The organism is Sphingomonas sp. BK069, assembly GCF_014193405.1.
Lineage (GTDB): Bacteria > Pseudomonadota > Alphaproteobacteria > Sphingomonadales > Sphingomonadaceae > Sphingomonas.
In genome coordinates this window covers 1,728,724-1,754,429 of sequence record NZ_JACHZH010000001.1, presented here as the reverse complement: position 1 = coordinate 1,754,429, position 25,706 = coordinate 1,728,724, and the positions used below count along the sequence as shown (strand labels likewise).

Annotated in this window: 19 protein-coding genes; 12 read left to right on the top strand and 7 right to left on the bottom strand. The window is 68.0% G+C overall.

Features of this window, described 5'->3' with window-relative positions; genetic code table 11:
- Positions 1-50 precede the first annotated feature (50 nt).
- On the top strand, positions 51-620 hold the full coding sequence (locus tag FHY02_RS08370; protein WP_183921313.1) for a Dps family protein: 570 nt from the start codon (positions 51-53) through the stop codon (positions 618-620).
- 21 nt (positions 621-641) lie between these two features.
- Positions 642-2,171, top strand: coding sequence for an FAD-dependent oxidoreductase (locus FHY02_RS08365; RefSeq protein ID WP_183921312.1), 1,530 nt, complete (start codon positions 642-644; stop codon positions 2,169-2,171).
- A 182-nt stretch (positions 2,172-2,353) separates the two neighbouring features.
- On the opposite strand, the gene FHY02_RS23295 is transcribed toward FHY02_RS08365, so the two are convergent.
- The 4 genes from FHY02_RS23295 to FHY02_RS08345 form a co-directional block, all read right to left on the bottom strand.
- A complete protein-coding gene (locus tag FHY02_RS23295) occupies positions 2,354-3,031 on the bottom strand; it encodes a TonB-dependent receptor domain-containing protein (protein WP_183921514.1) in 678 nt (225 codons plus the stop codon).
- 346 nt (positions 3,032-3,377) lie between these two features.
- Positions 3,378-3,605: a hypothetical protein gene (locus FHY02_RS08355; RefSeq protein WP_183921311.1), complete on the bottom strand. Its 228-nt coding sequence runs from the start codon at positions 3,603-3,605 to the stop codon at positions 3,378-3,380.
- 22 nt (positions 3,606-3,627) lie between these two features.
- Positions 3,628-4,491, bottom strand: coding sequence for a hypothetical protein (locus FHY02_RS08350; RefSeq protein ID WP_183921310.1), 864 nt, complete (start codon positions 4,489-4,491; stop codon positions 3,628-3,630).
- Positions 4,492-4,537: 46 nt separating this feature from the next.
- Entirely contained in the window at positions 4,538-5,536 is a 999-nt protein-coding gene (locus tag FHY02_RS08345) for a L,D-transpeptidase family protein (RefSeq protein ID WP_260172696.1), read from the bottom strand.
- A 97-nt stretch (positions 5,537-5,633) separates the two neighbouring features.
- Between FHY02_RS08345 and FHY02_RS08340 the strand changes: the two genes are divergently transcribed.
- From FHY02_RS08340 to FHY02_RS08315, 6 genes are all read left to right on the top strand, one after another.
- Positions 5,634-6,305, top strand: a complete 672-nt coding sequence (locus tag FHY02_RS08340; RefSeq protein ID WP_183921309.1) for a hypothetical protein — start codon at positions 5,634-5,636, stop codon at positions 6,303-6,305.
- A gap of 253 nt (positions 6,306-6,558) precedes the next feature.
- The gene (locus FHY02_RS08335) at positions 6,559-7,371 is read left to right on the top strand and encodes a hypothetical protein (RefSeq protein ID WP_183921308.1); all 813 of its coding nucleotides are present in this window, start codon (positions 6,559-6,561) and stop codon (positions 7,369-7,371) included.
- Between the two features lie 1,258 nt (positions 7,372-8,629).
- Positions 8,630-9,760: a 2OG-Fe(II) oxygenase family protein gene (locus FHY02_RS08330; RefSeq protein WP_183921307.1), complete on the top strand. Its 1,131-nt coding sequence runs from the start codon at positions 8,630-8,632 to the stop codon at positions 9,758-9,760.
- A gap of 87 nt (positions 9,761-9,847) precedes the next feature.
- Positions 9,848-12,634 (top strand): M14 metallopeptidase family protein, encoded by a 2,787-nt coding sequence (locus FHY02_RS08325; protein WP_183921306.1) that lies wholly within the window; start codon positions 9,848-9,850, stop codon positions 12,632-12,634.
- A 139-nt stretch (positions 12,635-12,773) separates the two neighbouring features.
- Positions 12,774-15,815, top strand: a complete 3,042-nt coding sequence (locus FHY02_RS08320) for a TonB-dependent receptor domain-containing protein (protein WP_183921305.1) — start codon at positions 12,774-12,776, stop codon at positions 15,813-15,815.
- 17 nt (positions 15,816-15,832) lie between these two features.
- Positions 15,833-17,296 carry an amidohydrolase gene (locus FHY02_RS08315; protein ID WP_183921304.1) on the top strand — a complete coding sequence of 488 codons (1,464 nt, stop codon included), beginning with the start codon at positions 15,833-15,835 and terminating at the stop codon, positions 17,294-17,296.
- 43 nt (positions 17,297-17,339) lie between these two features.
- On the opposite strand, the gene FHY02_RS08310 is transcribed toward FHY02_RS08315, so the two are convergent.
- Positions 17,340-18,323, bottom strand: a complete 984-nt coding sequence (locus FHY02_RS08310; RefSeq protein WP_183921303.1) for a FecR family protein — start codon at positions 18,321-18,323, stop codon at positions 17,340-17,342.
- Complete coding sequence (locus tag FHY02_RS08305; protein ID WP_311721277.1) at positions 18,323-18,955, bottom strand: RNA polymerase sigma factor; 633 nt, start codon at positions 18,953-18,955, stop codon at positions 18,323-18,325. Before FHY02_RS08305 ends, FHY02_RS08310 begins: the two co-directional genes overlap by 1 nt.
- A gap of 56 nt (positions 18,956-19,011) precedes the next feature.
- Between FHY02_RS08305 and FHY02_RS08300 the strand changes: the two genes are divergently transcribed.
- On the top strand, positions 19,012-21,504 hold the full coding sequence (locus tag FHY02_RS08300) for a TonB-dependent receptor (protein ID WP_183921302.1): 2,493 nt from the start codon (positions 19,012-19,014) through the stop codon (positions 21,502-21,504).
- A 554-nt stretch (positions 21,505-22,058) separates the two neighbouring features.
- On the opposite strand, the gene FHY02_RS08295 is transcribed toward FHY02_RS08300, so the two are convergent.
- Complete coding sequence (locus FHY02_RS08295; protein WP_183921301.1) at positions 22,059-22,484, bottom strand: hypothetical protein; 426 nt, start codon at positions 22,482-22,484, stop codon at positions 22,059-22,061.
- A gap of 426 nt (positions 22,485-22,910) precedes the next feature.
- Here FHY02_RS08295 and FHY02_RS08290 point away from each other — a divergent pair, with 426 nt between their 5' ends.
- The 3 genes from FHY02_RS08290 (at position 22,911) to kdpA (ending at position 25,702) form a co-directional block, all read left to right on the top strand.
- Entirely contained in the window at positions 22,911-23,789 is an 879-nt protein-coding gene (locus tag FHY02_RS08290) for a TorF family putative porin (protein WP_183921300.1), read from the top strand.
- Positions 23,790-23,895: 106 nt separating this feature from the next.
- On the top strand, positions 23,896-23,985 hold the full coding sequence (gene kdpF, locus FHY02_RS08285) for a K(+)-transporting ATPase subunit F (protein ID WP_037531783.1): 90 nt from the start codon (positions 23,896-23,898) through the stop codon (positions 23,983-23,985).
- A gap of 13 nt (positions 23,986-23,998) precedes the next feature.
- Entirely contained in the window at positions 23,999-25,702 is a 1,704-nt protein-coding gene (gene kdpA, locus FHY02_RS08280; protein ID WP_183921299.1) for a potassium-transporting ATPase subunit KdpA, read from the top strand.
- Positions 25,703-25,706: the final 4 nt, after the last annotated feature.

Sequence of the window (25,706 nt, the reverse complement as noted above, 5' to 3'; positions counted from 1 at the left end):
CCTCAGGATCGCTACGCTCTCTCACTTAGATCAATGATCGGAGTCACGCGGTGGCCGGCACGGACGAAGCTCAACCTCAGTACAAGATCGATTATCGTGAGATCCAGCCGTTCGGCACGCTCAAAGAGCTCCCGCTCGGCCTGTCGGACAACGCGCGCAAGCAGAGCGTGTCGATCCTCAATCAGGTGCTCGCCGACACGATGATGCTGCGCGACCTCTACAAGAAGCATCACTGGCAGATGTCGGGCGCGACCTTCTACCAGCTGCACCTGCTGCTCGACACGCACTATGAGAAGCAGGCTGAGCTGGTCGACATGGTGGCGGAGCGGATCCAGGCGCTCGGGGGGATCAGCATCGCCACGCCGCACGACGTCGCCGAGATGACGCGGATCCAGCGCCCTCCCAAAGGTCGCGAGGACGTGCCGACGATGCTTTCGCGGCTGATCGAGGCGCATCGCATCGTGCTGGAGCAGGCGCACGAGGGCGCAAAGTCGGCCGATGAGTCAGGCGACGACGGCACCAACGACCTGCTGGTAAGCGATATCATCCGCTCGAACGAGCCGCAGGTGTGGTTCATCGGCGAGCATCTCGCCGCGACTGCTCTGCAGCGCGCCGATTGACCTCAGCGGAGCGACGCGGGCATGGCAGAGCGCGATCTTGCGGCGGGCGTGGCCGCGTCCGACATCGGTGACGATGCGATCGTCGCGGGCAAGGTCGGAGGCGAGGATGTCGTCCTGCTGCGTAGCCGGGGTCGGCTCTGCGCGCTGGCCGGCACCTGTCCGCACGCCGGCGCGCCGCTCGAGGAGGGCATCGTCGCCGACGGCACGCTACGCTGCCCATGGCATCATGCACGCTTCGATGCTGCTACTGGCGAGGCGGTGAGCGCGCCCGCGTTCGGTCGGCTCGATCGCTATGAGGTGTTCGAAGCCGCCGGGATCGTTCGGGTTGGCGCGAGGCTGCCTTTACCAGAGATCGCGCGAGCGGGGGCGGTCGGGCGGCTCGGCCGGGTGGTGATCGTGGGCGGCGGTGCCGCCGGGCATGCCTGCGCCGAGATGTTGGCGCGACATGGCGCAGGCGGCGCGGTCACTCTGCTCAGTGACGAGCGGGACGCACCCTACGACCGCACTGCCTGCTCCAAACAATACCTGGCGGGCAAGGTCGAGCGCGACGCATTGCCTCTGCCGGCGCCGGCGGGAGCAACCGTCCAGCTCGGCGCACGCGTCATACGGATCGATCGGGAAGCGCGGCGTGTCGAGCTCGAGGGCGGTGAGGTCGTCGCCTACGATCGACTCGTTCTTGCGACCGGGGCAGCGCCACAGATTCCTTCCTTCGCGGGGAACGACCGTGCCGACGTGCATGTCGTCCGCACGCTTGCCGACGCCGACGCGCTGATAGCGGCAGCGGAAGGGGCCGACCGGGCGATCGTCATCGGATCGAGCTACATCGGAATGGAGGCGGCCGCGTCGCTCATCTCGCGCGGACTGGCAGTGACGGTCGTGTCCGACGCCGACGTGCCGCTCGAGAAGACCGCCGGCGCGGAGGTCGGTGCGATGATCCGCCGATTGCACGAGAGCAAGGGGGTCACCTTCCGCACCGGTCGCGCGGTCGCGCGCTGGGACGGGCAGGAGGCGACGCTGGACGACGGCAGTCGCGTCGAGGGCGATCTGCTCGTGGCCGGCACCGGAGTCCGGCCGCGCACCGAATTAGCCGGGGCGGCGGGATTGAAACTGGCGGACGAGGTGGCTGGTGGCGGCGTCGCTGTCGGCTCTGACCTGCGCACCTCGGACGAGGCGATCTACGCGATCGGCGACGTCGTGAGCGCGCCTGACCCGCGGCTGGGTCATCCGATCCGGGTCGAACATTGGGTGGTGGCGCAGCATATGGGTCAGTGGCTCGCGCGCCACCTGCTCGGGCTTGTGGAGGGCGGCTACGACGATGTGCCGTTCTTCTGGTCGGGCCATTACGACGTCAGCCTGCGCTACGTCGGCCACGTCGACGCGCCTGATGACCGATCGCTGGGTGGCGACGCGGCAGCGCGAGACGTCGCGGTGACCTATGCCGAAGAGGGAGAGCGGCAGGCGCTGCTCACCTGCGGGCGCGATCGTGCCGCGCTGGCCTTTGAGCGGGAACTCGAGCGACGCGGGTCAAACTTGCTGCCTGCTCGTGAGTAAGACCAGATAAGGGACGTGATCGGCTTGCAGTTGCTGTAAGACGGCCGCACCCACAGACGGGGCGCCGCGGCGATTGCCCGTTTCGCTGCGCTGAACGCGGAAAATGCCGATGCGAGTGCGACCTTCAACACGCGCTTCTTGTAGAAGCCCGCCGCGTAGATCGATCCGGTGCGCGAGAAGTATTATTCCAGGCTGGCGTCGAGCTGGTCCGCGGTGAGCGGGCGAAGGTTGGCGTTGCCCGAGGTAGCAGTGCGCTGGCCGTTGGTGGGATTGTTCTCGAAGATCGTAACGTTCGGGTTGAGCTGGTCGAAGCCTGGACGCGTCAGGGCCTTGGACGCGGCGAGGCGCAGCTGCAGCTTGCCGGTGAAGTGGAACGTCAGGTTCAGGCTCGGCAGCGCCTTGGTATAGTCAGTATCGACGTTCACCGGATTGAAGATGATCGGGCCATTGCCGTAGATCGGCGCGCTGCTCGCCGCGTCGGTGCCGGTCTGCACCCGCGGCGACGAGCCGATGAAGCCCGCGGTGCTCACCTTGGTCTTGATCAGTCGCACGCCGATATTGCCGTCGATCGGCACCGCACCGCCGCTGCCGAAGCGCGCCACGCCATAAGCGGTATAAGTCTTCTCGCCCTGCGTGTTGCGGTGGACGACGCGTAGCCGACGCCGGCGCGGAGCGCCGCCTGATGCGAAAGGTCGACGAACGGAGCCAGCGCCTGCCGCGTCGCGCCATGGTCGAGCACGGTATCGCGGTCGAAGAACACCGCGCTGGTGGGCACGTCCTGGAAGCCGCGGTAGAGGTCGCCGCGGAACAGCCGCTGCTCGTAGAGATCGGGCGAGAGCGCGCGAGTGAGGCCGTAATATAGGTAGGTGGAGCTGTCGGTCACCGCCGACCGGTCGGTGTAGCGCAGCCCGCCCGCGAGCGACTTTAGAAAGCCGCCGTCGATCTTATACTCGGCGTCGAGGCGTCCGGCATATTCGGTGCCGACCGAATGCTCGATATGGTCGAGGTAGCCCGCTCCCGAAGCGTAATTGGCCGGATCGCTGACCAGACCGTTGCCGTTGGCGGGATCGCTGTCGGGCGAGATGATCATCGACGGCACGCCGCTGCCGACCGAAGTGGTAAGCCGCTCGGCGGTGGGGGCGAGGATCACGATTGAGCGCTGCCCGTCGGTGACGCGGCGGATATACTGAAAGTCGCCGTTGATCGTCAGCCGGTCGCTCGGCCGCCATTTGGCGTTGAGCGAATAGTCGTGAGGAGGCTCAGCACCACCCCGCTCGTATAAGCGGTGCCGCGGAGCGAGAGCGGGTTCAAGTCGAACTCCGTCCTGCCGCGGTCGAGCGCGCTCAGCGCGCGCCCGATTACGAGCAAGCCGAAGCCGTGGAAGAGCGCGGTCGCGAGCACGAGAATCGTCGACAGCACCAGCTCGACCCACAATGACGGTGCCACGAGCAGCCCGTTAGAACCGCCGCGCCTCGTGGCCGATGGTGTCGCATGTGCCGCGAAAGCTGTAAGAGGCGGCGCCGTCGACGGTGATCCGTCCCGTGCGGCGATCGATCACCAGCTTGGGCTTGTTGAGGCCGTTCAGGCGATAGCTCGCACGAATGATGTCTGGGCCCTCGACCACGTCGTGGAGGTCCCACCAGCCATTATCGCCGCCCGAGTGCAGTGGCGGTATAAGCGACTTGGGCAGGCGGATGCGACCGCCGCCTTCCCACGTCTGCACCATCAGCGAGGCGTCGAACACCTCCGTGGTGGTCTCGTTGTAGCGGCCATAGTCGTAGCGGTTCTTGTCGCGGTTCCACGTCCAGGTCGTGCCGCTGGCGATCCCCGCCTTGCTGCCATCGCCGAAGCAGACCAGGCCGAGGTCGACGTTGCGGCCATCAACCATCGGCGCATCGCTCCCCACGTAGCTCGGGACGGCCTGCTGGCGCTCAGGTGGGCGCGAATAGCCACGATCGGGCTCGTAGCTGGCAGACGGCCGAGTGGCGGGTTGCCCGGTGTAACTGGCGTTCGGACGAACCTTCGCTGACTTACCGCAGTCGGGGGGCAAGGTCGACTGGATCGAGCTGTACCGCCCGTCCATCGTGGCGATGGTGACGCACTGGCGGCGCTCGGCGTTCCACCAGTTGGTATAGGCGCGATCATCGCCTTGCTCCGCGCGCACATCGACGTAGCCGCGACGCCGGATCTCCAGCTCGCCCTGTCCTGCGCGGGCGCCGACCATGTCTTCGAGGCCGGTCGCTTGCGCCGTGGCGGCGCTCGGCATTACGGGTAGCAGCAGCGCGGCGGCGAGGAGTGGCGAGGCGTTGGTCATCGACATGGCATTCCCCTGTTTGCCGGCCTGGCCTCGGCCGGACGTTGGGTCGTCACGGCTGCGGCACCACCGCGTCCATCACGGTCAGCGGCTCTCCGCCGCTCGAGCCCACCCGCGACTGAGTGATGAGGATCGTCGTGCCCGGCCGTAGCGCGGCGCGTACCTGCTCGTAGAAGGCCCGCGGCAAGCGCAGCCGGTTGATCACGCCCTCGTCCAGCGGGCGTCCTGCCTCTTCCTCGTGCCCAGGAAGGCCGATGTACGCCCAGCGCGGCGATCCGTCAGGCGCGCTCGTCAGCGTGATGACGTGGCTGCCGGGATCGTCGTCGTTCACGGCCGCGACGCTGCGCCCGATCTCGACGCCACCGCGCATCACGACCACCTGCCGGTCCGACTTGGACACGATGATCGTCATCGGACCGCTCGTGGATCGTTCTGGGTTCCAGCTGAACTGCTGTCGGTCGAGCAGCGTGCGCTCTACCCGGCGGCCTTTCGCGTCGACGGGTGCGAGCAAGCTCGTCTCGGTGCTACGGACGTGGCTCGCGGCATCGCCGTCGATTACGACTGTGGCACCGAGCGAGGTGATGCCGAACAGTTCGCGCGAGAAGCCGTAGGGCAGGTGCACGCAGCCGTGGCTCTCCGGATAGCCGGGCAGCCCGCCGGCATGGAGCGCGACACCGTCCCAGGTGAGGCGCTGCTGGAACGGCATCGGCGCGTTGTTGTACTTGCTCGACCGGTGCTGCGCGTCCTTCTGGAGGATGGTGAAGACACCCGTCGGCGTCTCATGTCCCGGCTTCCCGGAAGAGACCGAGCTGACCCCGATCCGGACGCCGTTGCGGTAGACGGTCGCCAGCTGGCGCGAGAGGTCGACGTAGACGACGACCTGTCCATTGGGCGCGACACCCGGCGCCCACACCCACTCGCCAGGCTTGAGCCGCTCGGCCATGTGGACGAACTCGGTCGGCGAGCTGGCGCGCGCACCCTGCGCGAGAGCCGGGAGCGCGAACGCGATCGCGGCGCCAGCCACCATCGCTTTGAACACAGGGCATGGCATCTCGCTACTCCCCCTTGATCGCGATCAATCTGCGAGCGTTCGGCGCTGATTTGCAAGCAGATATTGCGCCGCGCCGGCCTATCGCTCAGTGTGCGGCATGGACTTCATGAAGTGGCTCAACTCGCTGGACGAGCTCCTCTACGAGGTCATGAGCTGGCTGCTCTTTTTTCCACTTACGCTGTGGCGCGCCATCTTCCGTCCGATCGGCATCATGCGCGAGATCGAACGCGAGGCTGCTCTGCCGGACGACGAACGCTACGGCGCCGTGCTGAGCCCGCCGCTCTTCCTCGCGCTGGCATTGCTGCTCGGGCATGCCGTCGCCACGGCACTGGGACAAACCGATAAGATCATCGCGAGCCATCATGGACTCGCTGACCTGATCAACGACAACGCCAGCGCGCTCGTGCTCCGCGTGATCGTGTTCGCCGCTTTTCCGCTCTTCTTGGCAGCCCGTCTGGTGCGGCGCCGAGGCGTGAAACTCGACCGCGCCTCGCTCCAGCAGCCCTTCTACGAACAATGCTATCCCGCCGCTGTCTTCGCGCTAGGCGTAAGCGTCGGCACCAGTCTCGGCATCGACCCGCATCCGACCGCTCGCGTGATCGGCCATTGGCTCGCCGCGGTTGCCGTCGTGAACTACTGGCTAGTAGGGATACGCTGGTTCGCGGGCGCGCTTGATGTCGGCGTCATGCGAGCCGCCGGTAACGTGCTGATCGGCTTCCTTGAAGGTACAGTTTTCCTCATTGGCGTCGGCTTTCTATTCACCCGGTAGATGCCCCAGCGGTAGCTCTGCGCCTGCGCGAACATGATCAGTGCAGGGCGTCGGCTCGCTACAGCCGCCTGTCAGATGGCGTGTCCCAGCGGAACGGCGGCCGAGAGCGGACAGGCTGCTATCCTGCCACGATGCGCCATTCGGTCGACATTGGAAACAGGGTGAGGAAAACGCGGGCTACCCTGCAGATACCCGCTCATCGTTGCGGTTGCAGCCGCTTGCCGATGCGCGACAACTCTCGCATGGAAGAGCGATGAGCCAGGCGGGAGAGAAAGAGAGCGTCCAATTGCCTCCGCGGCCTGATCGTCTCGCTCTCGCGACCGCGGTTCATATTCCGATCTTCCTGTTCCTAGCCACAGTGATCGCCGCCGTCCTGTTAATCCCAGGCGAGACGGTGCAGGTTGGGCATCGCGGAGGTCCATATACCGTCGTGCCAAAGCTACCCGCGCAGATCGGTGTGCTGAGTGTTACGGTGCCTTTGGCCGGCGTGGTGATAGCGAGAGTTTTTCGCGGCACCTACTTGCTCTGGGCGACGGGGCATGCAGAGTCACCCGGCCTTGTCTTGGCGCCTGGCGAGATCATTACGTGGCAAGGTAAGCAGGGGTTGCGCGGCATCGACCGGATCCGCGTGGGCATGGCAGTACTGACGTGCATCGGGCCAGCCCTGTATGTCTGGTGGCTGGTACACATTTGGACAGGCGCCGATCCCTTAGTTCTGAAGCTTTTCTGGAGCTTCCTTGCCACGGTTGCACTTGGCGCAACGGTATCGCCACTCATGTCGAAGCCCGGCCGCACCTTCGTCAACGATGTATTCGGAAACATGGTGGTGACCGATCGGCGTATCGCCTGGTGCGGCCCGCGAGGCAATCAGTACAGGGAGATTCTGGGGGTCGAGATCAAAGATGCCGCTCTTGTCGAGGGCGATGGACGCCGCGCTTGGATTATCCTCACCCACGTGCGTCGAGCCAAAGTCTCAGAGGTCGATCTGTTCGGTGTGCCCGACCCGGCAGAGGCACTGGAGGCGATCAGGCGAATCGTGCCGCCGACGGGCGCCATTGACCCCTAGATCAGTTTGGGCGTTAGCGGCCTTTCAGCTGCGCCAGCAGCGCTCTCTATCGCTGCGGTGGGCGGCCGCGAACGCCCATTAGGAAGTCTCGTGACGAGGCATCGTCCACCGCGATACAGCGGGTCGTCGGCAGCGACATGCGGTGCTACGCTTCCGCTGTCACTCCGCTAGGTGAGGCAGGTACAGCGATGCTGGTGTGGCTTGTTCTACAAGCGGCTGTTGTAGGTCCTGTGCTAGATCAACGGCAGCCGCCCGTGCGTCCTTGCGCGAGTGGCGCCGCGGCGGGTGAGGTGGTGGTTTGTGGCCGTGCCGTCGACCCGGAGGCATTTCGGCTCCGCGCACTGCCGGAACGCTACGACGAGAACCTAGCGGCGTTGCCAGAAGCTGAGACCTCGATCCTAGGCGGTCGGGCGAGGCTTGCCGCGGAGGCTGAGCAGGCTGGCGTAGGCGGCTTTGTCAGTAACAGAGGCATGGTGCGCCTTAAGATCCCGCTAGGAAAGTAGTAAGCGCGCGACCTGAGGGTGGCAGTCGATCTTCACGATGCGCGCTCGCCGACTCCAACAACGGCTGGTTCGCAAGCCTCGCGATGAAGGCAGCCGGACAGCTGCGCGGAACGCCCAGGCCGCTCGAACGCTGAGATGGATCGACGGCCAGGGTTGGGCGGCGGGCAGGTGTCCTTGAACGACCGCTCTTGCGTCGAGGAGCTGACCATCACTCCGCTGCAGCAGCCCTCTGGTTTGATGCGCCACGACGCCGGCTAGGACGTCGACGGCCGATGCCGATGTGGCATCATGCATGGGGTAGCGGCTTCTCCTGCAGCACATGCGCCATCAAGGGAGGGAATCATCACTCATCGACTCTGATGTCGGGACCAGTCGATCCGTCGTCATCGATCCGCCCTAAGCTCCCATCGTGGGACAATTGGCGATGTGTCGGTACCTCTCCCCCTTTCGTCTGTTCACCAGAGCGATGCTCCGCCAATGTAGCAAAGCCACATCGCTGGGAGAAAGCCACTGTGATCGGGAAGTCACCTGCTGTGAGCACGGCTCGTGCGTCGGGCGACTTGGAAATCGCATTGCATCGCTGCCGCGAGGCGGTTCGCGCTCGGCCAGAGAGCCCCGTCGCCGAGCACAATCTAGCGTCCCTCCTCGGAGACATGGGGGATTTTGTCGGCGCCCTTCGAGCGAGCGAGCGTGCTCTGGCAAAGGGGAGCCAGGCACCCGAGACGCAGCTCGTTCGCGCTCGGGCGTTGCAGGCGGTGGGGGCGCTGGACGCGGCCGAGCAGGGCTATGTCGCAGCCATTGCGGCCCGGACCGATTACGCAACAGCGCACCGCGATCTGGCGCAATTGCGCTGGATGCGCACCGCGGACCTGAGCCATGCGATGGCAGAATTGGCGGGCGCGCCTGCGTCGCTCGAACTCGCGCTCGTCCGCTCGACTGTGCTCCAGGCGGGCGGAAATGCGGACGCGGCCGCTACGGTGCTTGCCGAGGCACTGCGGCGCGCACCGAGCGAGATCGCGCTCCTGCTCGCCGCTGCGGCGCTGGCGGCGCGGCGAAGACGCCCCGAGGAGCAGCTCCGTCACGCCACAGCGGCATTGCGCACGGCTCCCGGCAGCGTCGCGGCGGCGCGCGCCGCGGTGGAGGCGCTGCTGCACGCCGGGCGGGTGGGGGAGGGAACCGAACTGGCGGAGCGGGTCGTCGCCGCCTCACCCGACGACCAGGGCGCGATCGCGCTGCTCGCGACCGCCTGGCGGCTCGCCGGCGATCAGCGGCATGCAGCGCTTTGCGATGATCCAGCGCTGGTCTCGACCGCGACGATCGCGGCGCCGGCGGGGTGGCGCGACCTGCCTTTTTTCCTGAGCGAGCTCGCCGCCGCGCTCGACGCCTCGCACGCGTGGCGCACCCATCCGCTGGAACAATCGCTCCGTCACGGGTCGCAGACCCAATTCGACCTGACCCGATCCGACGTGCCGGCGATCCGGGCGCTCTTCGCCGCGCTGGACGCACCGATCCGTGCCCACCTCGACCGCCTCGGGTCGGGCAGCGACCCGGTGCGGCGACGCCTCACCGGGCGCTACCGTTTCGCCGGCGCCTGGTCGGTCCGGCTCAACCCGGGCGGCTATCACATGGATCATGTCCATCCCGCCGGCTGGATCTCGTCCGCCTTCTACGTCGCGCTGCCGGACGGTGCGCGGCCGGCACCGGAGGGTTGGCTCTCGCTCGGCCGGCCCGGCGTGCCGACGCGACCGCCGCTCGCGCCGTCGCGCCAGATCGCCCCCGCGCCCGGCATGCTGGCGCTGTTCCCCTCCTATCTGTGGCACGGCACCGAGCCGTTCGGCGGCGAGCGGCCGCGGCTGACCGTCGCCTTCGATCTGTTGCCCGCGTGAGCGGCGGTTTTTTTCTGCGCCGGGGTGCGGGGCGCGGTGTCGGGTGCGTCTGGCATGCGAACCGGCGATGGAATGAGGGAGAACGAGATGAGATCGGCCATGCTGTGCGGCGTCGCCGCGTTGATCGCTACCGCGAGCGCGTGGGCCGAGCCGATCTCCCCCAAAGTGGGCTCGCTACCATCCCCCGCCGAGGCGTTCCCGACCGAGCCGGGCAGCGACTATTATCTCGCGGACTATGATGCGTATGAACGCTACCTAAAGGCACTGGCGGCGCGCTCCGACCGCATGAAGCTGATCGATATTGGCCGCTCCGCGGAGGGACGGACGATGTGGGTGGCGGTGGTGTCCTCGCCGCAGAACCTCGCCAAGCTCGAACGCTACAAGGAGATTGCGCGCCGCCTCGCCAAGGCCGAGGGGGTGAGCGAGCAGCAGGCCGCCGCGCTGGCACAGGAGGGGCGCGCCATCGTCTGGATCGATGCCGGGCTCCACGCCACCGAGACGGTGACGACACAGAGCCAGATCCACGTGCTCTATCGCCTGCTGAGCGGCGAGGATGCCGAGACGCGCCGCACGCTCGACGACACGATCGTACTGTTCGGCCAAGACAATCCAGACGGGCTCCAGCTCGTCTCCGACTGGTACATGCGCAACAAGGACCCCAAGCAACGCGAGTTCCGCACCATCCCGCGGCTGTACCAGAAGTATGTCGGCCACGATAACAACCGCGACAGCTTCATGTCGCAGATGCCCGAGACGACCGCGCTCAACCGTGTCTTCTTCCGCGAGTGGTTCCCGCAGATCATCTTCAACCAGCACCAGACCGGCCCGGCGGGAATGGTCGTCTTCGTCCCGCCGTTCCGCGACCCGTTCAACTACAATTACGCGCCGCTCGTGATGAACGAGCTGCAGGAGGTCGGCGCCGCGATGCACAGCCGGCTGGTGGCCGAGAACAAGGGCGGCTCGGGCGCGCGCTCGGCCGCGCCTTATTCCACCTGGCACAACGGCATGGTCCGCTCGATCGCCTATTTCCACAACTCGATCGGGTTGCTCACCGAGATCATCGGCGGGCCGACGCCGGAGAAGATCCCGCTGCTCGCCGACACGCAGCTGGCGCGCAACGACGAGACGCTGCCGATCGCGCCGCAGGACTGGCACCTGCGCGACAGCCTCGAATATCAATGGTCGCTCGACCGCGCGGTGATCGACTATGCCGCGCGCAATCGCGAGCGGCTGCTGATCAACATCTGGCGCATGGGCGACGCGGCGATCCGCCGCGGCGAGCGCGACAGCTGGACGATCACGCCCAAGCGCGTCGACGCGCTCAAGGAGGAGGGCAAGACAGCCAAGGCGGACGAAGGCTATGTCGGCTTCAACAGCCGCGCGCGCGAGGGGATGGTCGCCGCGCCGCTGTACGGCAGCGTGCTGCACGACCCCACCGCGCGTGACCCGCGCGCCTATGTGCTGGTGCCCGAGCAGCAGCGCGACCTGCCGACCACCATCACCTTCCTCAACACGCTGCTGAAGAACGGCGTCGACGTCGAGCGCGCGGCGCAGCCCTTCACCGCGGGGGGCAAAAGCTACCCCGCCGGCGCCTATGTGGTGCGCACCGCGCAGGCGTACCGGCCGCACGTGCTCGACATGTTCGAGCCGCAGGACCATCCGCACGATGCGGAATATCCCGGCGGGCCGCCCAAGGCGCCGTACGACATTACCGGCTATACCCTGGCCTATCAGATGGGGGTCGGCTTCGACCGCGTGCTGGACGGGGTGCCCGGCGCGCTCACGCGCGTCACCGCGGAGCAGCTCGCGCCGCCGCCCGGGCGCGTGATCGGCAGCGGCGCGGCCGGCTGGCTGATCGGGCATGAGAGCAACAACGGCTTCATCCTGACCAACCGCCTGCTCAAGGCGGGGGTGGCGGTGCGCTGGCTCGCCGGCGAGCAGCGCGTCGCCGGCCGGACGCTGGCCGCGGGCGCGCTGTTCGTCCCGGCCTCGCCGCAGGCGCGCGCGATCATCACCGCGGCCGCGCCGCTGGGTGTCGACGCCTATGCCATCGGCAAGGCACCGGCGGGCACAGGCGTGCAGCTTCGGCCGGTGCGCGTCGGGCTGGTCGATCGCTACGGCGGGATCATGCCGGCGGGTTGGACTCGCTGGCTGCTCGAGCAATATGAGTTCCCGTTCGAGGTGGTGTACCCGGGCCAGCTCGACGCCGGCGACCTGAAGCAGCGCTTCGACGTGCTGCTGTTCGCCGACGGCACCGTTCCGGTATCGCGCGGCGGCGCCTATCCCGGTGGCTATCGCTTCGATCTGCCCAAGCCCGAGGCGATCCCGGAGGCCTATCGCGGCCGGCTCGGCGAGGTCTCGCGCGCGAAGACGCTGCCTGCCGTCGCCGCCTTCGCGCGCGCGGGCGGCACCGTCATCACCGTCGGCAGCGCCAACGCGCTGGCGACGATGCTGAGCCCTGCGATCCAGCCGGCGCTGGTCACCCGCAAGCCGGACGGCAGCGCCGCGGCGCTCGACAAGAAGGACTTCTACATTCCCGGTGCCTTGGTGCGCGCCAGCGTCGATCCGCGCCAGCCGCTCGCTTTCGGCATGACGCCGCAGGTCGACATGTTCTTCGACGAGAGCCAGCCCTTCATCCCGGCGGCGGGCGCCACCCGGGTCGCCTGGTTCGATGCGGCGCGGCCGCTGCGCAGCGGCTGGGCGGTGGGGCAGGAGCGGCTGCGCGGCACCGTGGCGGTCGCCGATGTCGACCTCGGGCGCGGCAAGCTGTTCGCGATGGGTCCGGAGGTGACCCAGCGCGCGCAGCCCTATGCCACCTTCAAGCTGCTGTTCAACGGCATCCTCTACGGCCCCGCCATCGCGGCGAGCCGTTGAGGCGCTCCGCAGTTTGATTGCGTCCGTAAACGATAGACGAGGAACTTTTTTGCGTCGCAGCGTGAGGTAGGGAAACAACGCTGCGTCTTTCCCGATGAAGCCGCTCAACGAGGCGGCGCGCATCAGGGAAAGACAGAGCATGACACAGCGCCATCTCCGCCGCACTCTCCTGGCCAGCGGCGTGTGCCCCTGGGCGCTGGTCGCCGCCGCGGCGAGCGCCCAGGTCGCGGTGCCGACCGCGGAGAACCCGCCTGCCGCGGCGGCCGAGGCGATCGCCGCGGCGCAGGACCCGACCGAGCCCCCGCCGCCGTCCGACGAGGTGATCGTCACCGGCTCGCGTATCGCGCGCCCCGACTATGTCGCCAATTCGCCGATCGTCTCGCTCTCCACCGACACGATCGAGAACAGCGGCCGCGTCACGGTGGAGAGCGCCCTGACGCAGATGCCGCAGTTCAGCGGCGCGTTTGGGCAGGGCAACGGCGGCAGCACCTCGACCGGGCTCAACGGCGGCCAGGCCTATGCGTCGCTGCGCGGGCTCGGCTCGAAGCGCACGCTGCTGCTGCTCGACGGGCGCCGCATCCAGCCGTCCAACCCCGACGGTTCGGTCGACCTCAACATCATTCCAGAGGCGCTGATCGAGAACATCGAGGTGATCACGGGCGGCGCCTCGACCACCTATGGCTCCGACGCGACCGCTGGCGTCGTCAACTTCCGCCTGCGCCGCAACTTCAAGGGGCTGGAGCTGAGCGGCCAGACCGGGGTGAGCGATTATGGCGACGGCAACACCTATCGCCTGACCGGTACGCTCGGCTCCAAGTTCGCCGACGACCGCGGCTCGGCGGTGCTGTCGGTCGACTACACCAAGCGCAAGGCGGCGATCCAGTCGAAGCGCGACTATTACGTCTTCCGCCAGTCGACGCCGGGACTGGCGACGATCCCGCAGGGCAATACCGTGTTCGGCGCCAACACGCCGACGCTGGCCGCGGTCAACGCCGTGTTCGGCGGCTATGGCACGCCCGCGCTGACCAGCAGCAACGCGCGCTACAACGGGCAGATCGGATTCAACACCGACGGCTCGTTGTTCTCGACCCAGGGCGTGCCGGTCTACAACTTCCGCGACCCACAGACCGACGAGGCCTATATCGTCGACAGCGGCCCGGGCGCGCAGCAGATCAACTTCGGCTACAACGGCGGCACGCTCCAGCCCGATCTCGATCGTTGGTCGATCTTCGGCAAGGTGGACTATGCGCTGAGCGACAGCGTCCGCGCCTTCGTCCAGGCGACCTACACCACCTATACGTCGCTGGGCATCAGCAACCCGACATTGGCCTCGAACGTGTACGGGCTCAGCGTGCCGGTGACGAACCCGTTCATTACGCCCGCCTTCGCCTCGATCCTGGCGTCGCGCGCCAACCCTAATGCGCCGTTCACCTTCTACAAGGCGCTCAGTGTGCTCGGTCCGCGCTACCAGAGCTATTCCTACGACGTGTGGCAGGTCACCGCCGGCCTGTCGGGCAAGCTGGGCGTCGGCAACTGGACCTGGGACGTCTACGGCTCGACCAGCGAGGCCAAGTTCCAGAACGAGCAGACCGGCGGCGCCAGCGCGAGCGCGCTCAACCGCCTGCTCACCTCGCCGACCGGCGGCACCGAGCTGTGCGAGGGCGGGTTCAACCCGTTCGGCAACCAGATCCCGTCGCAAGCCTGCGTCGACTATATCTCGCGCCGCACGCTCAACACCAACTCGCTGCGCCAGCGCACGGTCGAGGGCAACATGCAGGGCAGCCTGTTCACGCTGCCCGCCGGCGACGTGCGGCTCGCGGTCGGCGCCGACTATCGTTACAACGGCTACGGCTTCCTGCCCGACTCTGCGCTGGCGCAGCCCGACGGCACCAGCGACATCCTCGGCTACAGCGTGCTGCGCCCCGCGAGCGGGACGGTGGAGACCGGCGAGGCCTATGCCGAGCTGCTGGTGCCGCTGCTGCACGACCTACCGCTGATCCGCGAGCTCGAGCTCGACCTCGGCTATCGCTACTCCAACTACAGCTCGGTCGGCGGGGTCCACGCCTACAAGGCGGACGTGACGTGGAAGGTGTTCGAGCCGCTGCGGCTGCGCGGCGGCTACAACCGCGCGATCCGCGCGCCCAGCGTGGGCGAGCTGTTCGCGCCGGTGTCGACCGGCTCGGTCGGGATCGGCACCGCCACCGCCAGCACCACCAACGGCGACCCGTGTGACACCCGCTCGTCCTACCGGCGCGGCAGCGATGCCGCAGCGGTGCGGTCGCTGTGCCTCGCGCAGGGCGTGCCGACGTCGATCATCGACACCTATCAGCTCGGCACCGCGCAGGTGTTCGCGCTGACCGGCGGCAACCCCGACCTGGAGGAGGAGACCGCGGACACCTATTCCGCCGGCGCGGTGCTCCAGTCGCCTTTCTCGGGTGCGTTCAGCAACCTGTCGCTGTCGGTCGACTTCTACAAGATCAAGATCAAGGACGCGGTGGGGCCGCTGTCGATCTCGCAGGCGTTCCAATTCTGCTTCAACTCGGGCGGCAACAATCCCGGCTTCGATCCGAGCAACTATTATTGCTCGCTGATCACGCGCAACACCGCGTCGGGCGTGCCGCTCAACCCGACCCAGCCGCTGCTCAACCTCGGCACGTTCAACGTCCAGGGCGTCGACGTGCAGTTCGACTGGCGTATCCCGCTCGACCAGCTCGGCCTGGGTGACTCGGGCAGCATCGCGCTCAACAGCGCGGTGAGCTATCTCGACAAGTTCACCATCCAGGCGCTGCCCGGCGCGCCGACCTACGATTATGCCGGCTCGACCGGGGTCGGCGTGGAGACCACCGCGGGGCTGGCGCACCCGCGCTGGAAGGCGATCACCTCGCTGACCTACTCGCTGCAGCAGGCGAGCATCGGCCTGCGCTGGCGCTACATCGACGGCATGATCAACTCGGCGAAGGTGGTGAACCCGACCAGCACGACGCGCGGCGTCGCCAGCTACAACGTGTTCGACCTCAACGCCCGCTTCGAGGCGGGCGAGCGCGCCGAGTTCCGGCTCGGTGTCACCAACCTGCTCAACCGCAAGCCGCCGCAGGTAGGCGACACCGAGGGCAATTACGACGCCCAGAACTACGACGTGATCGGCCGCTACTTCTTCATCGGCGCGACGACCAGATTCTGATCAGGGGAGCAGCATCCATGACCATCAAGACCTTCACGCTCGCACTCGCGCTGTCGGCCGGCGCCGCGGCACCCGCCGACGCGCAGCAGCTCGCCGCCGCCGATACCGGGCAGATCCTCGCCACGGTCACACGCGACGCGCCGGCACTGTCCGAGACCGCGCTACAGATCTGGAAATATGCCGAGGTCGGCTACCAGGAGGCGCAGAGCTCCGCGCTGCTGCAGCAGCGACTTACCGCGGCGGGCTTCACGGTGACGCCGGGGGTCGCCGGCGAGCCGACCGCCTTCGTCGCCTCGTTCAAGAACGGCGCCGGCCCGGTGATCGGGGTGCTGGCGGAATATGACGCGCTGCCCGGGCTGTCGCAGGCCGCGTCGCCGACGCGTGCCTCGCTCGGCGGCGAGGCGGGGCACGGCTGCGGGCACAATCTGTTCGGTGCCGCCTCCAGCTATGCCGCGATCGCGGTGAAGGAGTGGATGGTCAGGAACAAGATTGCGGGCGAGCTGCGCGTCTACGGGACGCCGGCGGAGGAGGGAGGATCGGGCAAGGTCTACATGGTGCGCGATGGCCTGTTCCGCGACGTCGACACGGTGCTGCACTGGCACCCCGGCAACACCAACTCGGCGGCGCAGGGCCCGTCGATGGCGAATATCTCGGGCAAGTTCCGCTTCCACGGCCGCTCGGCGCACGCCGCGGGCAACCCAGACAAGGGCCGTTCCGCGCTCGACGGCGTCGAGGCGATGGACGCGATGGTCAACCTCATGCGCGAGCACATCCCCGATCGCACGCGCATCCACTATGTCATCACCAAGGGCGGCAAGGCCCCCAACGTGGTGCCCGACGAGGCCGAGGTCTATTATTACGTCCGCCACGTCGATCCCGCAGTGGTGAAGGCGGTCTGGGCATGGGTCAGGCAGGCCGCCGACGGCGCCGCGATGGGCACGCAGACCAAGGTCGACGTCGAGGTGACCGGCGGCGTCTACTCGCTCCTGCCCAACGCCGCGCTGATGGCGGTGATGAACCGCTCGCTCCACGCCGCCGGGGCGATCAGCTGGACGCCGGAGGAGACCGCCTTCGCGCAACAAATCCAGACGACGCTGGCGCCGGGCGCGCCGCCGCTAGCGAGCGTCGGCCAGATCCAGCCAGCGACGATCGTCGACGACGCACTCGGCGGCTCGACCGACGTGTCCGACGTGAGCTGGGTGACGCCGACGGTGGGCCTGTCCACCGCCACCTTCGTCCCCGGCTCGGCGGGGCACAGCTGGCAGAACGCCGCCGCGGCGGGCAGCAGCATCGGCGTCAAAGGGGCGGTGCTGGCAGCCAAGACGCTCGCACTCGCCGCCGCCGACCTCTACCGCAACCCCGCCACGATCGCGGCGGCGAAGAAGGAGTTCGCCGGGCGGCGCGGCGCCGGGTTCGAGTACAAAGCGATGCTGGGCGATCGCAAACCGCCGCTCGACTATCGCAAGACCGCGGAGGAGTGAGCGCCGCTCCCCGCCCCGCGCCTGGGGCGGGGACGCCACCCGATCAGCGCGGCGCGAGCTCGATCCAGTCAGCGTCGCGCGCGCTCACCCGCGCCACGCCATAGGCCTCGAGCGCGGCGACCAGCGCCGGCGCGCCGTCGCGCGTGCGGAGGGAGCCGCTGAACGGGTGCGCCGCCAGCGCAGGGTCGCGGATGACGATCCGCCGCGCGTCGTAGCGCGCGAGCTGCGCCGCCACCGCGGCAAGTGGGACGGCGGAGAAGGTGAGCCTGCCGCGCTGCCAATCGGTCGCCGCGGCCGCGCCGTTCGCGGCGAGAGCGATCACCGCGCCGCGTGCCCTCAGCACCTGGCCCGGCGCGAGCACCCGCGCGCCCGCCGGAGTCTGCACCCGCACCGATCCCTCGGTGAGCGCCACCACCATCTCGTCGGCGCGATGCTCCACCGCGAAATGGGTGCCGAGCGCGGTCACACTGCTCGCGCCGCTGGCGACGACGAAGGGATGCGCCGGGTCCCGAGCCACCGCGAACAGCGCGCGCCCCGCGACAAGATCGACGCGCCGCGTCGTGCCACGCGGGTAGACCAGAGCGACAGAGGCGGCGTCGAGCGTCACCCGAGTGCCGTCGGCCAGCCGTACCGTCCTGAGCTCGCCGATGCCGGTGGCGAGACGCGTCGCGGGTGCGGCCGCGCCGGGGTGTGGGGCTGGACGCGGCGCGATCAGCAGCGCGGTCGCACCCAGGCCGATCGTCCCCGCGATCGCGGCAGCAGCGGCGAACGGCATCCAGCGCCGCGCGGGCGACGGCGGCCGGCGCAGTGCCGCGTCGCGCAGCGCGGCAAACGCGGGATTATCGCGCAGCGCGTCGATCGCGGCATCGGCGCGCTCGATCTTGCGCCATGCCGACGCATGCGCCGGGTCCGCGTCACGCCATCCGCGCAGCGTAGCGCGTGCGGCGTCGTCCGCGTCGTCGGCTCGCAGACGCGCGTAGCGCGCGGCCGCCTCGTCCGCGGGGTCGTTGCCGGCGCCGCGCGCCATCAGTCTATCGCCGCGGCCAGGGCGCGGATCGCCTTCATGATGTGCTTCTCCACCGCGCTCACCGATATTCCCATGTGTCGGGCGATGGCCGCGTAGCTCATCTCCTCGAAGCGGTGAAGCACGAAAGCCTGCCGGGTCCGTTCCGGCAGCTCGCCTACCGCCGCGATCAGCCGGGACCAGCGTTCCTTGCCGAGTAGGACGCGCTCGGGCGAGCGTCCCTCAACCGGATGGTCATTTTCCTCGAGCGTGACATGTTGTCCGCGCTGGCGCACCTTGTCGCGGCGCGCGCGGTCGGTCAGCACGCTCTGCGCCACCTGGAAGACATAGCCTTCCATGTTGGCGATCTCTCGATCTCCCTCGCGGACGTGCATTCGTATCGCCACGTCCTGCATCAGGTCGTCGACGTCCTCGGGTCGCGCGCGCTTCATCAGAAAGCGGCGCACCGCCGGCAGCAGCGGCGCGACCAGCTCGTCGACCGCGGCGGTCCTTGCCCGTTTGGCATAAACGCCCAGCACCGATCCTCGCCCCCTGACGATCGTGACCCAAGCCTGTCGTGCATCCCCTGTTGTGATGCGGAGACGACCATGTTGTAACCTGTTCGTCAAGAACGCAGATGCCGCGCGAAGCGGCACGCCGGTCGGCAGGTGAACGGGAGGTGTAACGGGCGCCGCGGGCGCGGAGGGAAGCAATGGGGGCGACGCGTAGCGCGACAGACGGCACGGTCGCGGTAGTGCTCGCTATCGCGCTGGGCGCCGTGTGCGCGTCGCCGGCGCGCGGCGAAGGGCCGGCACGTGCGCCGGCGATCCCCGCTGGCAGCACCGAACGGGCGCTCGCCGCGCTCGCGGCGCAAGGCGACGAGCAGATTCTGTTCGATCCTAGACTGGTGCAAGGACGGCGATCGCCGGCGGTGCCGCCCGGCATGCCGCTGCCGCTCGCGCTCGAGCGCGCGCTCGCCGGAACCGGACTGAGCCTGCGTCGCGTCGGACCCGGCGTGCTCGTGGTCGTGCCGGACGCGGCGCCGGCGCCCGTCGCGGCGACCGGCCCAGACGTGGTGGTCACCGCGCTGCGTCGCCCTACGCTGCTGAGCGGCACCAACGCGAGCCTCGTGCTGGTGTCCGCCGAGACGATCGCGGCGCGCCGGCTCACCGACCAGCAGGCGCTCGCCAGAGTGCTGCCCGAGCTGGCGGTTACCCCAACCGGGCCGCTCCAGCGCCGCCTCGCGATCCGCGGGGTGAGCGGCACCGGTGAGGGGACCGTCGGCGTCTACATCGGCGAGACGCCGGTGAGCGCGCCCGGCGGCACCGGCGCGGACCCGGCGGCGATGGCGCCCGACATCGACCTCGTCGACGTCGAGCGGGTCGAGCTGCTGAAGGGGCCGCAGGGAACGCTGTACGGGGCCTCGTCGATGGGCGGGACGCTGCGCACGCTGTTCCGGCGCCCCGAGGCGGACTCGGTCACCGCAGAGGTCGCGGTCGAGGGTGGGATCACCGCGCGCGGCGCCCCCACCAGCGCCGCGAGCGCGATCCTCAATGTCCCGCTGGTGCAGGATCGGCTCGCCGCCCGCGGCGTCATCGCACGGCGGCGCAGCGGCGGCGTGATCGACAACCCACGGCTCGGCTATGTCGACGGCGACGCGGTGACTCGAGAGAGCGAGCGCTTGACGCTCACCTGGACCCCCGCGCATGACATCCGCCTCGACCTGATCGCGCTCGCCCAGCGTCAGCGCATCGACGACGCTGGGGCTTGGCGGGCGGCGGACGGCCGCGACCGCGCCGCTGTCGCGACCCGGCCGCGCAGCCGCTCGGCGCTGTCGCTCGTTTCGGGTACGCTGCAATGGTCGCCGCGCAGCCTGCGCGTGACCGCCACTGTCTCGCGTTATCGCTGGACGATCGTGCGCGAGCTCGACTTCAGCGAGGTCATCGAGCGGCAGCGCTATGATCCCGCCGCCTGCGCCCGGGTCACGGCGGCGGGGGACGGTATCGGGTGCGACCCGGTGGTGCTCGCCGCCTATGTTGACGCGCGCTCGCCCGCGTTGCTGCACCAGCCAATGACGGTGCGCAGCACCAGCGGCGAGTTGCGCGTGTCGGACGGCGGGGCAGGGTCTTGGCGCTGGACGCTCGGCGTCTTTGCGGAGCATCGCAGGGAGAGCGTCGACAGCTTTACCCTACGCGCCAACGCTGCGACGGGGGGCGTGCTGCGGCCGTTCGACGTCACCGGCCTGCGCTCGCTCGAGTCCAGCCTCGATCAGCAAGCGGTCTTCGCCGAGGTCGAGCGTGACCTCACTGACGCGCTCACCCTGGTCTCTGGCGCGCGGCTGTTCCGCTACGTGCGAGCGGGCGACGGCGCGGTGCCTGTGGCCAACCTGCTGACCGGAACGGGCGGGATCGCGTCGGGAGCGCGCTATCGCAGCGCCGCCGGCGGCAGCAACCTCAAGGCCGCGCTCAACTGGCGGATCGGCTCGGACACGCTGGCGCGGCTCGTGGTGTCGGAGGGCTTCCGGCCCGGCGGCGTCAACATCACGCCCGAACTGAGCGCGGACGAGCGCGTGTACCAGGCCGACCACCTTTGGAACTACGAGCTCGGAGTGCGCTCGCAGCGTCTCGGCACCGAGCTGGCCGCCTTTCATATCGACTGGGACGACACGATCGTCGCCGCCAACAGCGTCAACGGCGCCTTCCTCTACAACACCAATCTGGTGAGCGTCGACATAAACGGCATCGAGGCGCTGGCGAGCCGCTCCGCGGGGCCGGCGCGGTTCACGGCGGCGCTCGCCTGGGTCGACGCGCGGCTCGCCGCCGATACGTTGCTGGGTACCAGCGAGGGCATTGGACATCGCGGCGACCGGATGCCGAACATGCCCGCGATGACGATCATGCTGAGCGGTGAGACGCGTCTGTCACGCATATCGCCGACGCTCGCGATCGGCGCTGCCGTCGCCGCCGCGAGTTCGTCGCGATCAACCTTCAACGCGACGAGCCCCTATCACGAGCGCACGCCTTCGCGCGTCACCGTGGACCTGTTCGCGCGATGGTCGTCATGTGCTTGGTCGCTGCGGGTTGGAATTGACAACGCGTTTGACGCAGACGCCATTACCCGCATCAAGTCGAGCGCCTTCGGCGAGCGGCAGGTCTATACCAGTCGGCCTCGTACGGCATCGTTGACTATCGCACGCTCCCTTTGAACGACCATCACGCGACGATCGGCGCGGGCGGTGCGGGCCGGCCTCTCGCGGCAGAATATAAGCGATCCTCTGACGCTCGGATGTGGGCTGGCGCTCCTGAGTGACCGGTAAAGGGTCCTCGAAACGACGAAGAAGAGGCTGCAAGCGCCTAACATCGGGCATTTCCTGCCGATTGGCAGGGGCACTGTGGACGCCAAGCCTTTGAAGAAATATCCTATTGGGCTTCGTCAGTGTCGTCGTCACAACCGGACTACTTGGTTCTAAGCTCGCCCGAGCGAGGCAAAGTTGGTAGACCAACGCTCCATCGACTGGTTCGGGGCGGATCCCGAACGGGCATCCGCAAACCCGTCGATAGGTCGTTCGGCCAAGTGCGCGGGAGCCCCGCCTTGTTGAACGCCGAGATGAACGGATAATCAGAGTTGATTGGTCGGCAGGTGACCCTAAGTAATCGGTGATGGGTCCTCGGCACGAGAGGGCAGGGGGCCGCAAGCGCCCAATGTCATACGCTCAAGGTAGCTCCGACCGGGAGCGTTGGCGACTCGCCGCGAGACGGGTTAGCTGTCACGCCGACGCAGCGTCTTATCTACGAGCCAGAAGTGAAGGCGCTGAACCACGAGGAAAAGAAGCCCGGTGCCGATGAGCCCCGGCAGCACCATACCCTCCTGGCCCGGCCGGGGCTGCAGGTTCATCGCTGGCGCAGCATTGATCGCCAGAACGCCGATCGCCAACGCCGGAATGAATGCGAGAGCCAGCACCCGAGGACTCGCGATGGCGATGTTCAGCAGGTAACCTGGGCCAGCCATGGGATCGGCTTCAGCATCATCGCGGCGAGCGCGACGGAGGAACTCCAGCCGATCGCCGCAGGCATACGAGTCCAAGCTGCGGCGATCTAATGGCAGTTCCGGAACACGTATGAACGAACGTATGGCCCGCCCCGTTTGCAAGCTGGATTTCTGGATGATCTGATCAGTCTGCGTCAACGTTTGGGGTCTCATGGGCGAGCCCACGGCCAAGATGGACATCCGCACGCTCAGAGCCCAAAATTGACCTAGGCATCAGGGCGGCTTGAACGGTTGACGGTTTCGATCAGGCCTCCGTTCGCGCCTCGCCAACCGTCGCGGTCGTTGTCCCGCCTTCACTTCATCGGGATGCTTTACCGACCGACTTAGACTGACCAGCCGTCAGATATGTCACAGGTACATCCATGCGGTATCAATGCGACAAGCCACTGGGCGCCATAGCTGAACGCTGGAGAGGCGGCGACGCGGCGGATGAAAAAGCGTCAGCTATATGCCAGCTATATGGTCTTTCCCGGAATCGATCTCGCATTGCTACGATCGGTGCGCCTAATCGGCGATCCTTGAAGGTACCGTCACGTGATGGTGCCCCTTCAAGGGGTGACAAGAATGAAGTTCGTCTTCGCGGCCTCGCTCGCTGCCGTGCTCGGCATGCCGCTCGCCGCGCATGCGCAGTCGACGGTCGAGGACAAGACCGAGCCGACCGAAACTGCAGCGCCTGCGTCACCGATCACGGTCAGCGGTTCTGCCTCGATCGCGTCCGACTACCGCTTCCGCGGCGTGTCGCAGTCCGATCAGGAGATGGCGGTGCAGGGCGGCATCACCGTGTCGCACGAGAGCGGGCTGTATGTCGGTACCTGGGCGTCGAACCTGGCGGGCTGGGGCACGTTCGGCGGCGCCAACATGGAGCTCGACCTGATCGGCGGCTACAAGGCGAAGCTCGCCGACAACGCCACGCTCGACCTCGGGCTGACCTGGTACATGTACCCGGGCGGCGCGGACAAGACCGACTTCGCCGAGCCCTTTGTCAAGCTGAGCGGCACCGCCGGCGCGGCGACGCTGACCGCGGGCGCGGCCTATGCGCCGAAGCAGCAGGCGATCGGGCGCTGGTACCGCACCGGCGCCGACGCCGCGGCGGGCGTCTATACGGACCCCGGCGCCAAGGACGACAACCTCTACCTGTGGGGCGACGGCGCGCTGGCGCTCGCGGGCACGCCGCTCACGGCCAAGGCACACATCGGCCATAGCTGGGGGCAGGACGGTCTCGGCCCCAACGCCACCGCGGTGGCGCCGACCGGGGCGTACTGGGACTGGTCGCTCGGGGCGGACGCCACGTACAAGAACCTGACCTTCAACGTGAGCTACATCGATACCGACATCTCGGATCGTGAGGCGAGCTACCTGCGGCCGAGCTTCAGCAAGGGCCAGGACGGCACCGGCACCATCGCCGGCAGCACCGTCGTGGTCTCGCTGACCGCCGCCTTCTGATCGGGAGAATCCGATGGGCCTGCTCTGGATCGCGATCATCGTCGGCCTGTTCGCGCTGACGCTCGCCTATGTCCGCCTGTGTGACCATGCGTGAGGGGATGACGCGATGACGCTCGACCTCTGGCTGGCGGCGCTGACCGCGCTCGGCCTCCTCGTCTACCTCGTGGCGGTGCTGATCCGCCCCGAACGCTTCTGAAGGAGGCGGTTCCATGACACTCCAGGGCTGGTTCCTGATCCTCCTGTTCGTCGGCATCCTGCTGGCGCTCACCAAGCCGATCGGGCTGTGGCTCCACGCGCTGTACGAGGGGCGGCGCACGCCGCTCCACGTCGTGCTCGGCCCGGTCGAGCGCGGCTTCTACCGGCTTGCCGGGGTCGACCCGACGGCCGAGCAGGGGTGGCGCCGCTATGCGCTGCACATGCTGCTGTTCAACGTCGCGCTGCTGGTCTTCACCTACGCGGTTCTCAGGCTGCAAGGCGTGCTGCCGGGCAACCCGCAGGGCCTCGCCGGCCTCTCGCCCGATCTCGCCTTCAACACCGCGGTGAGTTTCACCACCAACACCAATTGGCAGAGCTACGGCGGCGAGGCGACGATGTCGAACCTCAGCCAGATGCTGGGGCTGACGATCCACAACTTCCTGTCGGCCGCGACCGGCATCGCGCTCGCCTTCGCGCTGTTCCGCGGCTTCGCGCGGCGCGAGGCGAAGGCCATCGGCAACTTCTGGGCCGACGTGACCCGAGTCACGCTCTACCTGCTGCTGCCGATCTGTGTTCTCTACACCCTCTTCCTGATCGCCAGCGGCGTGCCGCAGACGCTCGCCGGCGTCGTCGACGTCCAGACGCTCGAGGGCGCTCGCCAGTCGATCCTGCTCGGTCCGGTGGCCTCGCAGGAGGCGATCAAGATGCTCGGCACCAACGGGGGCGGCTTCTTCAACGCCAACTCGGCACACCCGTTCGAGAACCCGACCGCGTTGACCAACCTGGTCGAGATGCTGTCGATCTTCCTGATCGGCTTCGGGCTGACCTGGACCTTCGGCAAGGCGGTGGGCAACACGCGCCAGGGCTGGGCGATCCTGGCGGCGATGGTGATCCTGTTCCTCGCCGGCGTGACGGTGACCTACTGGCAGGAGGCCGCGGGCAACCCGGTGCTCCATCAGCTCGGCGTCGCGGGCGGCAACATGGAGGGCAAGGAGGTGCGCTTCGGCATCGCCGCCTCCGCGCTCTTCTCGGTCGTCACCACCGCGGCGTCGTGCGGCGCGGTCAACAGCATGCACGACAGCTTCACCGCGCTGGGCGGGATGATCCCGCTGTTCAACATCCAGCTCGGCGAGGTGGTGATCGGCGGCGTCGGCGCTGGCATCTACGGCTTCCTGCTGTTCGCGATCCTCGCGGTGTTCGTCGCCGGGCTGATGGTGGGGCGCACGCCCGAATATGTCGGCAAGAAGATCGAGAGCCGCGAGGTGAAGCTCGCGGTGCTGGCGATCGCGGTGCTGCCGCTCGTGATCCTCGGCTTCTCCTCGCTGTCGGCGGTGCTGCAGCAAGGGTTGGCGGGCCCGCTCAACAAGGGGCCGCACGGCTTCTCGGAGATCCTCTACGCCTTCACCAGCGCGGTCGGGAACAACGGCTCGGCCTTCGCGGGTCTCACCGCCAACACGCCCTATTACAACGGGCTGCTCGGTGTCGCGATGTGGGTCGGCCGCTTCTTCATCATCGTGCCGATGCTCGCCATCGCGGGCAGCCTCGCCGCCAAGAAGTACACGCCGGAGAGCGCGGGCTCGTTCCCGACCACCGGCGGCCTGTGGGTCGGCCTGCTCGTCGGGATCGTGCTGATCCTGGGCGGCCTCACCTTCCTGCCGAGCCTCGCGCTCGGTCCGATCGCCGATCATCTCGCGATGATCCGCGGCCAGCTGTTCTAACGGG